At 64.5% G+C, this 12,452-nt stretch carries 12 protein-coding genes; 8 read left to right on the top strand and 4 right to left on the bottom strand.

Translation table 11 applies throughout. The annotated features are described in order from the left end of the window. Positions 1–15: 15 nt before the first annotated feature. Positions 16–2,265: an ATP-binding protein gene (locus AB7M33_RS27675; protein WP_454244263.1), complete on the bottom strand. Its 2,250-nt coding sequence runs from the start codon at positions 2,263–2,265 to the stop codon at positions 16–18. A 307-nt stretch (positions 2,266–2,572) separates the two neighbouring features. Here AB7M33_RS27675 and AB7M33_RS27670 point away from each other — a divergent pair, with 307 nt between their 5' ends. From AB7M33_RS27670 to AB7M33_RS27640, 7 genes are all read left to right on the top strand, one after another. Beyond that, a complete protein-coding gene (locus AB7M33_RS27670; protein ID WP_027593901.1) occupies positions 2,573–3,100 on the top strand; it encodes a Csu type fimbrial protein in 528 nt (175 codons plus the stop codon). Between the two features lie 30 nt (positions 3,101–3,130). Beyond that, complete coding sequence (locus AB7M33_RS27665) at positions 3,131–3,667, top strand: Csu type fimbrial protein (RefSeq protein WP_099429911.1); 537 nt, start codon at positions 3,131–3,133, stop codon at positions 3,665–3,667. 18 nt (positions 3,668–3,685) lie between these two features. Beyond that, positions 3,686–4,219, top strand: coding sequence for a Csu type fimbrial protein (locus AB7M33_RS27660; protein ID WP_027593899.1), 534 nt, complete (start codon positions 3,686–3,688; stop codon positions 4,217–4,219). A gap of 3 nt (positions 4,220–4,222) precedes the next feature. Further along, the gene (locus AB7M33_RS27655) at positions 4,223–4,726 is read left to right on the top strand and encodes a Csu type fimbrial protein (RefSeq protein WP_454244151.1); all 504 of its coding nucleotides are present in this window, start codon (positions 4,223–4,225) and stop codon (positions 4,724–4,726) included. Positions 4,727–4,765: 39 nt separating this feature from the next. After that, positions 4,766–5,542, top strand: a complete 777-nt coding sequence (locus AB7M33_RS27650) for a fimbrial biogenesis chaperone (RefSeq protein WP_454244150.1) — start codon at positions 4,766–4,768, stop codon at positions 5,540–5,542. Positions 5,543–5,704: 162 nt separating this feature from the next. Further along, positions 5,705–7,948: a fimbria/pilus outer membrane usher protein gene (locus AB7M33_RS27645; RefSeq protein ID WP_454244262.1), complete on the top strand. Its 2,244-nt coding sequence runs from the start codon at positions 5,705–5,707 to the stop codon at positions 7,946–7,948. Further along, entirely contained in the window at positions 7,945–8,913 is a 969-nt protein-coding gene (locus tag AB7M33_RS27640; RefSeq protein ID WP_454244149.1) for a Csu type fimbrial protein, read from the top strand. The genes AB7M33_RS27645 and AB7M33_RS27640 overlap by 4 nt, the downstream gene beginning before the upstream one ends. A 53-nt stretch (positions 8,914–8,966) precedes the next feature. Here the strand turns inward: AB7M33_RS27640 and AB7M33_RS27635 are convergent, their stop codons facing one another. Then, positions 8,967–10,115: a M14 family metallopeptidase gene (locus AB7M33_RS27635; protein ID WP_265969567.1), complete on the bottom strand. Its 1,149-nt coding sequence runs from the start codon at positions 10,113–10,115 to the stop codon at positions 8,967–8,969. 209 nt (positions 10,116–10,324) lie between these two features. Here AB7M33_RS27635 and AB7M33_RS27630 point away from each other — a divergent pair, with 209 nt between their 5' ends. Further along, positions 10,325–11,290, top strand: a complete 966-nt coding sequence (locus AB7M33_RS27630) for an ABC transporter substrate-binding protein (RefSeq protein WP_454244148.1) — start codon at positions 10,325–10,327, stop codon at positions 11,288–11,290. A gap of 133 nt (positions 11,291–11,423) precedes the next feature. Here the strand turns inward: AB7M33_RS27630 and AB7M33_RS27625 are convergent, their stop codons facing one another. After that, the gene (locus AB7M33_RS27625) at positions 11,424–11,666 is read right to left on the bottom strand and encodes a hypothetical protein (protein ID WP_454244147.1); all 243 of its coding nucleotides are present in this window, start codon (positions 11,664–11,666) and stop codon (positions 11,424–11,426) included. Beyond that, a complete protein-coding gene (locus tag AB7M33_RS27620; protein WP_186678877.1) occupies positions 11,659–12,441 on the bottom strand; it encodes an MlaA family lipoprotein in 783 nt (260 codons plus the stop codon). Before AB7M33_RS27620 ends, AB7M33_RS27625 begins: the two co-directional genes overlap by 8 nt. Positions 12,442–12,452 lie beyond the last annotated feature (11 nt).

Below are 12,452 nucleotides of genomic sequence, written 5' to 3'. Positions count from 1 at the left end.
GATGGTACAGGGGCCTCATGTAGTCGCGGCGGGGCGCGGGAGGGTGAAATGGAAACTGGCGCCCTGGTCGATCTGGCCTTCGGCCCAGACACGGCCGTCATGGCGCTCAATGATGCGGCGTACGCTTGCCAGGCCTATCCCGGTGCCTTCGAAGTCTTCCATGCGGTGCAGGCGCTGGAACACGCCGAACAGCTTGTTGGCGTAGGCCATGTCGAAGCCTACGCCGTTATCGCGGATGCACACCTCGACCTCGTCTGGGTGCTCCTGGGCGCGGATCTCGATGCGCGCAGGGTCGCGACCGCGGGTGTATTTGATGGCGTTGCCAATCAGGTTTTGCAGCGCCAGGTTGATGAACGCTGGGTCAGCGATCACCTTGGGCAGGGGGGCGATGTCCCAGACAATTTCGCGGCCCTGGTAGTCCGGTGCCAGCTCGGCGCGTATGGCGTCGACCAGGGCATTGAGGTCGACATCCGACAGGCGCAGGGCCGAGCGGCCCATTTGCGAGAAATTCAGCAGGTTGTCTACCAGGCTGCCAGCGAACTGCGCGGCTTCGCCTATGTGCTGCAAGAAACGCCGGCCGCGCTCGCTCAGGCCTTGGCCTTCGATTTCGCCGAGCAACTCGGTGTACCCAGCAATGTGCCGCAAGGGCGCACGCAGGTCGTGGGACACGCTATAGGAAAAGGCTTCGAGTTCTTTGTTCGAGCGGCGCAGTTCGCCGGCCAGTTGTGCCAGCTCTTCGGCCTTGCGCAGGACGATGCCCAGCACGGCAGTGCGCAGCTCCACCACGCCTTCGACGATCAACGGGTCCCAGGCTTGGCAAAAGCCGCGTACCTCTTCCTGCCAGCGTTCAAAGCTGTGCCGCGGGTCGAGCTGGCCTTGCGGCCCGACCTGTTTGCTTGGCTGCCCGGCCCAGTTGACCGTGCGCACCTGCTCGGGGCGGAACCACAGCAGGTAGTGCGAGTGGATTTGAGAGATGGCAACTGCCAGCACACCGCCGACATGGTCTGCCAGTTCAGGCAGCTCGTCGATGTCGCGGCGTACGTTGTCGCTGTGAAAGACCGTGCCCTCACCGCGCTGGGCCAACCAGTGCACCAGCGCCGTGACTTGCGCCTGCGGTGGCGTCTTGCCGATCAGGTCACAACGGTCGGCGGAGATCACTGCGGCGCCGCTGGCTCCGGCGAACTCCAGCAGCACATCGGGCAGGTTGCGCAGGCCCTCACTGACGCTGTCGTGATCGGCCATTGACGAGATCATCCGCACGATGTGCTGGCGCAGGTCGAGCAGGGTACGCGTGCTGGCGTGGGATTCACGCGACTCGATCTGCAGCGACAACACGCTGGCCAGCAGCTCACAGGCGGTACGGGTACGCAGGTCCACCGGGCGTGGCTGGTCATGGTGGCAGGACACCAGCCCCCACAGTTGCCCGTCGACCACGATCGACAGCGACATCGAGGCCAGCGTGCCCATGTTGCGCATGTACTGCAGGTGCACCGGCGACACGCTGCGCAGCGCGGCGAAACTCATGTCCAGCGCCTTGCCGGTGCGGGGGTTGGCGGCGGGTACCAGCTTGGAGGGCTGGTAGTTGGCGTCTTCGATCACGCGGATGCGGTTGACCCGATACAGTTCGCGTGCCTGGCGCGGGATGTCCGAGGCGGGGAAGCACAGGCCCAGATAGCTGGGGTAGCCGGGGTCGGCCACCTCGGCCAGCACCTGGCCATTGCCTTCGCTGTCGAACCGGTACGCCTTGACCCGGCCGAACCCGGTGATGCGCTTGAGCTGTTCCACCGACTGCTGCAGCAGGTCTTCAAGGCTGGCGGCCAGGTGCAGGTTGCCGACGAAGCTGCGCACCAGTGGGTAGTAATCACCTTGCTCAGCCAGGTCGGCCGGCAAGCGCACAGGCTCGAACTCGACGATCAGCACCTGGTCGTGACGGTGGGCCAGCACGCGCAGCTTGTCGCGCCAGGGCGCACCTGGGCGCAGGCACACGTCGCCGATATGGAACGGAAAGGCCTCGTCGTCGGGCAGGCGTGCAAGGTGCGCGCGCATATCGAAGCCGTCACCGACCAGCTCGGCCAAAGGGCAGCCCAACAGCTCCCTGGCGGGCAAGCCTAGCCAGTGCTCGGCGTTTTCGCTGGCCTGGAGGATGTGCAGGTCGGTCTCGTCCAGCACCAGCAGAAACCCGTGGGGCTGGATGCTGCCCGGCACCTGGATCGGCTCCTGGGCACAGCGCTCTACGGCCTCGGCGAGGGGGTTGTCTGCAGTTATCAATGAAAACGCTCCTGTCATGCCCGCCCATGCAGCGGTCACGTGTCTGGTGCAGGACGATGGTTGACATGCACCGTACCAGAATGTCGGCTGATTTGCCGGCTCATGGCCATTGGAGGCACTGTGCGACGAGGGGTTCGGTGGCATCGAAGATTTTTTCGCGGTGGCCGCGAACGCCCGCTATCGCTTTATCGCTAATACAAAAAAATGGCTTGAAGCCATCACTGCTATTCCACCCCGCTGCTACGCTCCAATGGGTACACAGCTTCAATGCAAAGCGTCAGCACACAGCGATAAGGATTATAAAGTGACGGAACGCTTTTTGGCCGCGTTGTTTGGCCTGTTGTTGAGCGGCAGTGCCGTAGCGACGGACTTTCTCGTTGAAGTGCGGGTCCTGGTGCAGCGGGGTTGCATGCTGGTCAACCAGACGCGAGATGCCGGGGCACAAGCGCTGGGCCTGATTGACCTGGGCAGTGCCGCGCGGCTAGATGGCCCAGGCGCGCCCTTGAGCGGTGTACTGCACAGCCAGCGGCCGCCACGCCTGGAATGCAACCCCGACACGCCCTATCAGGTGCGGGTCGATGGCGGCCAGCACGGTGGCGCAGGTGAACTGCGCTTTCTGGCCAACGACGACGGCAAGGCCCGGCCTATTCCTTATCGCTTGTACCGCGACCCCGCCTGGCGCGAGCCGCTGGCGGTCGATGTCGCGCACTCGGCGCGGGTGCCGAGCAGCGGTTCGATCGAACTGCCACTCTATGCCCGCATCGACAAACTGGCCTGGGTACCACAGGCAGGCCTGTATGGCGACCTGCTCAAGATCACGGTCACCTGGTAAGGACGCCACCATGCACAAGGACGCGACGCCATGAACCGCACCTCGATCCTGCTGCTTACCCTCGGCCCGCTGCTGTTGCCCGGTGGTGCGGCCCATGGCACCACCACCGGGTTCATCCAGGCGCGGCTGGTGATCAGTGCGGCCTGCCAGATCAGCAGCGGCACCGACCAGCCTGCAACCCTGGGCAACCCTGGCCTGATGGACTTCGGTGAACGTGGCCCGAATTGGGACCAGCCACTGCGCAGCCGGGTCGACGAAGTGGCCGGCGAGGGCAGCTTGCAGATCAGTTGCACGCCCGAGGTCAGGGCCTTCAACGTGCGGATCAACGGCGGCCTGAATGGCAATGACGGCGTACGGCGCCTGAGCAACGGCCGTGAACTGATCCCATATCAACTGGCGGTGGACCCGGGTGGCAACAGCCGCTACGGCATCGGCCAGGCCCGCGCCTTCACCATCAGCAGCACCCAGCAGATACCGATTCCGATCTACGGCGTGGTAGTGGCGCAACCGCGCGCGCTGCCTGCCGGGCTGTACCGCGACACCCTGAGAGTGACCCTGGACTGGTAACCACGCAAGGAGACTTCGATGCGCACGAACCTCACCCACTGCATCCTCGCCGGCCTCGGTTTGGCCTTGGCTTCCCAGGCCCAGGCCGCCACGGTGACCGGTAACATCACCTCGACGCTGACACTGATCGCGGCCTGCCAGGTCAATGGCAGTTCCGCGAGCTCAGGGTTGAACTTCGGTACCCTCAACTTCGGCACCCAGGATGCCCTGTTCGGTACTGCCAATGCCCAGGTGCTTGGCGGCACGGGTAGCGCCCTGAGCATCCTGTGTTCGGCGGGCAGCATCCCGGCGATCCGCGTGCGGGCCGGTAGCCACGATGGCCAGTCCAGCGGCGGCACGCGTGCACTCGCCGATGGCGCCGGCAACTTCGTGCCCTACGACTTCTACACCGATACAGGGCGCACCCAGGTTCTGGTCATTGACGCCACCATCACCTTACCGACCAGTACCGGCGTGGCCCAGACCGTCAACCTGTATGGCCAGGCGCGCGGCAAGGCGGGCCTGCCAGCGGGGGTGTACACCGACACGGTGGCCGTCGAGCTGACCTTCTGAGCCATGCGCGGTTGGCTGGCAAGTGGCATCACGGGTATCGGTGTGCTGCTGGCCACGCCCCTGGGGGCGGTGCCCACCAGCACGTTCCAGGTGAATGCGCAGATTGTCGCCGGTTGCCTGGTCGTCGGTGGCGTGAGCAACTACGGCACGCTCGACTTCGGCACCCAGTCGGCGCTGGCCAGCGGCACCCTGAGCACCTTACTGGGGGGCGCCAGTGTGACGTTTCAGTGCACACCCGGGGTAACCCTGAACATGAGCCTGGATGGCGGCCAGAACAACGCCAGTGGCACACGCAACCTCAAGCGTACGGGCGGCACGCAGGTGTTGGCCTACCAGTTGTACCGCGACGCGGCGTACAGCCAAGCCTTCGGCATTGGCCAGAGCGTGGCGGTCAGTTACACCGACCCCACGTCAATCAAATTGCCGGTGTACGGCAGAACCCAGTTGACCGGCACGCTGCCGGCAGGGACCTACACCGATGTAGTGCAAGTGACGGTGACCTGGTGAAACGGCCAGCACCCATGACAGCAGTCTAAGGAGAGTGGCATGTGGGCAGGCGCGAAGTGGGCGCGTGGTTTGATCGGGTTATCGCTGCTGGCAAGCCTGCCGGCGGGGGCAGCCACCTCGGTGCTGATCTGGCCGATTGACCCGGTGCTGGAGGCTGACCAGAAGGCCGGCGCACTGTGGCTGGAAAACCGCGGCTCTGCGCCGGCGAACCTGCAGGTGCGGGTGTTCGCTTGGCGCCAGGGTGATTACCAAGAGCAGTTTCAGGCACAGCGCGACATCATTGGCAGCCCGCCCGTGGCCAATATCGCCCCGGGGCAAAAGCAGTTGATCCGCCTGACCCGCACCGGCAGTTCGCCCGCCGGCCAAGAGCAGGCCTATCGCATCATCATCGACGAAATCCCCCCAGCAGTCCCGGCAGACAACGCCAGCCAGGGCGCTACGGCCGCGATCCGCCTGCAGATGCGCTATTCGGTGCCGCTGTTCGTCTACGGCGAAGGGTTGTGGGGCAAGGCCGACCCTGAAGGCAAACGTAATGCCGAAGGAGTGGGCAAGCCGCAACTGAGCTGGCACGCAGTGACCGTGCAGGGCAAACCCTACGTCGAGCTGCGCAACACCGGCCCGGTGCATGCGCGCCTGACCGATGTGGTGGTGCAGCAAGGCAGCCAGAGCAAACCGCTGGCCGAAGGCCTGCTGGGCTATGTATTGCCCGGTGCCAGCATGCGTTGGCCGGCGCCGCTGGCGCCGAGCGCTGGCAGTGTGCTGAAAGGGCGGGTCAATGGCCAGAACGTGGCGGATGCCATCCGCCAAGGTCAATGAGCCTGCGGCTGAATGAAGGGCAGGGGCCAGGGAGGACCCGGCAATGGTCGGAAACCGTGTGTGAAATGGCTGTCGGCGACGCCGCGCCGCTGGTGCCTGGGGCTGGCCCTGTTCGGCCCCTGCCTGGCGCTGGCCGACGACCTGCCGCCACCGCCCACGGAGATGTCCGCCATCGCCGACGCCACGCTGTACCTCGACCTGCTGGTGAACCAGATGCCCAGGGCTGAACTGGTGCCCGTGCAGCAACGGGCCGGGCAACTGTTTCTGGGCAGTGATGTGCTGCGCGCGGCCGGCATCAGCCTGCCGAACGATCCCCAGGGCGAGGTGGCACTGGATGCCGTGCCAGGCCTGCACGCCGACTACGACAGCCAGAACCAGCGCCTGCTACTGCAGGTGCCGCCGGCCTGGCTGCCGGACCAACAGGTGGGCGATCGCAACCTGTACCCGGCCAGCGATGCGCGCAGCAGTTTCGGCGCCTTGTTCAACTACGACCTGTACCTGAATGACACCGATGAGGGTGGCACCTACCTGGCAGCCTGGAACGAACTGCGCCTGTTCGACAGCTGGGGGACGTTCTCCAGTACCGGCCAGTGGCGCCAGTCGTTCAATGGCGCCCAGGCCGACCAGTCGCGCCAGGGCTTCCTGCGTTACGACAGCACCTGGCGCTTCACTGATGAACAACGGCTGCTCAGCTACGAAGCCGGTGATTTCGTCACCGGTGCCTTGCCCTGGACCAGCGCGGTGCGGGTCGGCGGCCTGCAACTGTCGCGCGATTTCGCGGCCCGTCCGGACCTGGTGACCTACCCGCTGCCCGCATTCGCCGGAGAGGCGGCGGTACCGACTTCGCTGGACCTGTTCATCAACGGCTACAAGTCCAGCACCACCGAGCTGCAGCCCGGCCCGTACACCCTGACCAACGTGCCGTTCATCAACGGTGCAGGTGAAGCGGTGGTGGTAACCACCGACGCCCTCGGCCGGCAGGTGTCGACCACGCTGCCGTTCTATGTCACCAGCAGCCTGCTGCAAAAGGGCCTGTCGGACTTCTCGGTAGCTGCCGGTAGCCTGCGTCGCGATTATGCAGTGCGCGATTTCAGTTACGGCCCAGGGGTCGCCTCGGGGAGCTTGCGCTATGGCCTCAGCGACAGCTTTACCCTGGAGAGCCACCTCGAAACCGCCGAGTCATTGGTGCTGGGCGGCTTGGGTGGCAACATGCGCCTGGGCAACTTCGGGGTGCTGAATGCGGCCTTGGCACAGAGCCAGTTCGACGGCGAAAAGGGCCATCAGGTCGCCCTTGGCTACCAGTACAACAGCCAGCGTATCGGCTTCAGCTACCAGCGCCTGCAGCGCCATGGCGACTACGCCGACCTGTCGCGGGTCGACAGCCCGGACATGCAGTTGAGCCAACGTAGCGAGCAGGTCACCGTCAGCCTCAACCTCAATGAATACGGCAGCCTCGGCGCTGGCTATTTCGACGTACGCGCCGCAGACGCTTCGCGCACGCGCCTGATCAACCTGAGCTGGAGCAAGCCGCTGTGGGGCAACAGCAGCATCTACCTGTCGGCCAACCGCGAAATCGGTGACAGCCAGTGGGCTGTGCAGGCGCAATTGGTCATGCCGTTCGACCTTAACGGTACCCTGGCGTTAAGCGCAGAACGCAGCAAGGAAGGCGAGGACCTGCAGCGGGTCAACTACAGCCGGGCGGTGCCGGTGGGCGGCGGCGTCGGGTACAACCTGGGGTATGCCACCGGTGGCAACCGCGATGCCTATCGCCAGGCAGATGTCACCTGGCGCCTGCAGTCGGTGCAGTTGCAGGCCGGTGTATACGGCAGCAGTGGCGAGATGACCCGTTGGGCAGACGCCAGCGGCTCGTTGGTTTGGATGGACGCCGGGGTGTTCGCCGCCAACCGCATCGACGACGCCTTCGTGGTGGTCAGCACCAACGGCTACGCCGATGTGCCGGTGCGCTACGAGAACCAGCAGATCGGCCGCACCGACAGCAGCGGCCATTTGCTGGTGCCGTACAGCAGCGGTTACTACCGGGGCAAGTATGAGATCGACCCGATGGACCTGCCGCCCGACATCCTGGCACCCGAAGTGGAGCAGCGTGTGGCGGTGCGTCGTGGCAGCGGCTACTTGCTGGAGTTCCCGCTCAGGCGCGTGTTGGCGGCGAGTATCGAGTTGGTGGACGCTAGCCAGCAGGTGATCAAGCTCGGCAGCCGAGTGACCCACGAGGAAAGCGGCAGCCAGGCGGTGGTTGGCTGGGATGGGTTGGTCTACCTGGAGAACCTCTCGCCGCATAACCGGCTGCAGGTGGCGCTGGAGGGCGGAGGGCAGTGCCAAGTCGAATTCGACCTGCCTGAAGGCGCAGGCTCGGTCCCCTTGATCGGCCCATTGGTGTGCCGATGAAGGCCTGGCAGCGAGGGTTGTGGGCGTGCGCGCTGCTGCTGCCGGCAGGTGCGGCGTGGGCCAAGTGCTTGTCGGTGCCAACCTCGCCCGCAGCGTTTGGCACCATCAGTTCGACCCTGGTACGTAGCACGGTACAGACCGCCTTCAGCAACAATTCGGGGTTGCAGTGCAACGGCTCGGTGCTCAGCGTGCTCGGCAGTGGCGATACCTTCAAAGCGACGATTATGCCGGCTACCGGTGGTTTGGTCGGCCCCACCGGTGACATCATCCCCTACACGCTGTATGCCGACAGCAGCACCAACTACCCGATCACCCGAGGCGTGGCCTTCGATTTTGCCCGCAACGGCATTCTTGACCTGCTCGGGTTGCTCAACGGTACACCCAAGGCGGTGCCGATCTACATGCGCACGCAGATCAATAGCAACGTAGCGGCAGGGCTTTACCAGGAGACCCTGACCGTCAACTGGGCCTGGAATTACTGCGAAGGGATTGGCATCGGCGGGTTGTGCATTGGCAAAGACAACAGTTCCGGCTCTCAGCAGCTCACAGTCACCCTGACGGTGAGCAACGACTGCCAGATCACCACACCCACCATCAGTTTCGGCAGTGCGCCGGTGGTGTCGGGGTTCGCCACAGTGAACCAAGGCGTGAGCCTGTCATGTACCAAGGGCACCAGCTACACGGTAGGGCTGGATGACGGGCTGAACGCATCGGGTGGGCGGCGCAGGATGAAGTCGGCGGCCAACAACTACCTGGCCTACGATATTTTCAAGAGCGCCAGTGCGGTGCGCTGGGGCTCGCTCACCGGTGCCCGGCGTTCGAGCAGTGATGCCGATATCAACCCGGGGGCGGGTACGGGGGCGGGCAGCCAAGTGTTCAACTACAACGCCAAGGTGTACCCCGACCAGGCCACACCGCCGGCGGCGAGCTATACCGACAGTGTGACGCTGGACGTGCAGTTTTAGCGTGCTACTGAACCTGCCTCTTCGCGGGCAAGCCCGCGAAGGGGCCTTGAAGGTCAGCGCAGATCGTCAGCCATCTTCAGCAATGTCTCCAACACTGCCCCTGCCAGTGCCTTCGACCGGGCCCCTGACCACCCGGTAACGGCATTGGGTGCATCGTCATGGTCCTTGAAGGGCATTTCCAGCGTCAGTGACAGGCAGTCATGAGCCATGCCCACCGCATTGCACGCCAGCGTGGTATTGGCTTGCCCAGGCTCATCACGTGTATAGCCATGCACGGTCTGGAAGTCCGGGGTTACGCTGCACAGCGTGCTCCGGAACTGCTCCTCCAGCTTAGCCAGGCGTGGTGTGTAACCGGGGTTGCCCTCGCACGCCGCAGTGAACACATGGGGGATTTCTTCATCCCCGTGCACATCGATGAACGCATCCACCCCGTACTGCTTCATCTGCGCCTGGGCAAAGAACACCTCAGGGCTGAACTCGACGCTGGCGTCCTGCCAGGCACGGTTGAGGTCCTTGCCCTTGAAGTTGGTGCGCAGATGCCCGAGGAAGGCGCCGTCCGGGTTCATGTTGGGGATCAGGTACAGGTCAGCCTTTGCCAGCAGTTGCTGCACCTGGCCATCGTTGGCTTGCAGGCGGTCGATCACGCCCTCCATGAACCACTCGGCCATGTGCTCGCCCGGGTGTTGCTGGGCAATCAGCCACAGCTTGCGCTTGCCGGTTGCGCCGTCGCCTGCACGCAGCAAGGGGATATCGCGCCCTTGCACGCTGCGGCCGCTGGCCAGCAGTTCGACACCGGGGATCTGCTTGGCGCGCTCGATCAGTTGATTGTGGCGCGCGCGCGGGTAGGGCTCGAAATAGGCGAACCAGATTTGTTCCTGCTCGGCAGTCACTTCGAATGACAATGCCTTGCCATCGAACTGGCTGGGTACGCGGAACCAGGTCTGCTGGTCGTAGGAGGCCACGGCGTTGTACCCGGCCCAGGCATTCTTGTAGGAGGATGCGGAGGCGTTATCCAGGCTGAAGCGATGGACCTGGCCCGGCGTCAACCCGCTGACCTTGAAGTGGAACCACTGGAAGTGGCCGCTGTGGGTGTCCGGCCGGATGTTCAGGTGGACCTTGGCAGGGTTGCTGGCATCCAGTACCTGGATGTTGCCGGAATCGAAATCGCAGTCGATCTGCAGGGGGGACAGCGTCACGGTCATCGCCGGGCTCCTTGACGGGCTTTGTTGTGGGGTTACTGTACACCGGTTGCGCGCTTGAGTGATGCAGGTGGCCTGTTGCTTCAGGTGTCGAGGGTTCGATAGTCACTGGTTTGTGCTTTGTTTTGCATATTAGGTTATCGCTAAAATCAATTTCATTTATTAATTGGCTGCCGTTAGAGTCCAGGTTCCCTACCTGCAAGGAGCCGCGGATGTCCATCCGATCCCACCTTCTGATGATTGCCGCCAGCGCATTGCTGGCGACCCAAGCCTTCGCAACCGAACGCCTGACCCTGCGCATTGGTGACCAGAAAGGCAACATGCGTGCGCAGCTGGAGGCCGCCGGTGCCTTGCGCGACTTGCCCTACGACATTCAATGGGCCGAGTTCCCCGCCGCTGCGCCCTTGGCCGAGGCGCTGAATGCTGGGGCGATCGATGCCGGCATCATCGGCGATGCACCGTTGCTGTTCGTGCTCGCCTCAGGGGCGCCGGTCAAGGCGATCGCCGTCGACAAGTCCGACCCTTACGGCACGGCATTGTTGGTGAACCCCGACGCGCCCTTCAACAGCGCCGCCGACCTCAAGGGCAAGCGCATCGCCACGGGCCGCGGGTCGATTGGCCATCACCTGGCGCTCAAGGCGCTGGACCAGGCTGGCCTGTCGGAAAAGGACGTGGAGTTTCGCTTTCTCGGCCCGGTCGATGCCAAGATTGCCTTGGCCAATGGCGCGGTGGACGCCTGGTCGACCTGGGAGCCCTACACCGCGCTGTCCGAGTTGAGCGGGCAGGGCAGGGTGCTGGTCAGCGGCCGTGGCCTGTCCAGCGGCAACAGCTTCCTCGCGGCCACCGACAACGCGCTGGAGGATGCGCCACGCCGGGCCGCACTGCAGGACTACCTGGCACGCCTGGCCGGCGCCCAGGTCTGGGCCTATCAGCACCTGGGCAGTTATTCGAAAACCCTCGCGGCGATCATCGGCTTCCCTCAAGAGGCCGCGCGCCTGCAGTTCGAACGCCGCCAATTGCGCTGGCAGGCCATCGACGCCACCACCATTGCCGAACAACAGGAAACCGCCGACTTCTACAAGGCCCACGGCCTGATGAGCCAACGGCTGGATGTGGCACCGACCTTCGCCAGCGGCTTCAGCGTGCCCGCAGCCGATGCACTGGCCGCTCAACGCTGACCCTGTTGCGGGCTTGCCTGCGAGAGGCCACGGCAGTTACAGGGTTTCTCCGTAGTCGAAGGCGATGACCGACGAACAGATGGCGCCCTTGCTGCTTGCCGCAGTCAGCAAGATGACGCTTTGAATCTCCTCATCAGGATGGCTCGCGCTCCAGGCTTTGCCGGGCCATCCACTTCAGCAGCGTTGCGATGGGCACGCGGCGGTGCACTTCGTGACGCTGCTGTGCAGCAGCGCCGTCGCCCGTGCGCTCGCGATAGCGGCTCAGAATCAGATGCTGGCCATCCTCGGAGACCCGCGCCTCGAGCTCGTGCAGCACCTGCTGGCGAGTGTCGCGCTGCAGGCGCCTGAACAGCACCACCGGTTGGGGATCACTCATCGGTGGGTACCCCCGTACAGCTCGCCGGCCGTTTGCCAGGCGCGCCTGCCTTGCCTTCGGCCACCCGCTCGGCACGCTGTTGGGCGGTGTAGTCACGCACGGCCAGGTAGTAATCAGGCAGGATGCGCAACGTGTCGGTAACCGGCAGCGCTTCGGCGCGGCCATCCACCACACTGCCTGCCATGGCCACATTGCCCAGGGTGTCGACCGTGTCGCTGTTGTCGCCGAACGGGTCGACCGCCAAGCTCAGCACGCTGCCGGTCGCATCGCGCAGGTTGTGGGTGCCCAGCAGCGGTAGCTCGACGATCGGGCCATCGGCGATGTTCCACACGCCGAAGGTTTGGCCAAAGTCCGACGTGTGTCGGGGTAGCCCCATCTTCCCGGACACATCGATCAAGCCGGCGACGCCCAGTGTCGTGTTGAACATGAAGCGTGTGAGGCTGGTCATCGCCCGTTCGCCGTTGCCTTGCAACAGGTCGTTGACCAAGACCTTGGGTTCGCCGAAGTTGGCGGCGAAGTTGTGCACGCCCTGCCGGGTGAAATCGGGCAATGCGCTATAGCCACGGGCGACCGGTGCCAGCAGGTAATCGTCGACACTGCGGTTGAAGGCGAACACGGCGCGGTTGGCGGGCTCGGCGGGGTCGCTGAGCTGATAGGCCACAGGGCCACAGGCACTGGCAGGTGGCCGCTGGCTGCAGCCGCCGGCAGCGAGCAATGACAAGGCCAGTAGCGCATGGCGGGCTGAAAACCAGGCAGTGGGGGTAGCGGTGGGCATGGGCACATTCC

The organism is Pseudomonas sp. Y3 TE3536 (genome assembly GCF_053629175.1).
This window is presented reverse-complemented; position numbering and strand designations above follow the sequence as displayed.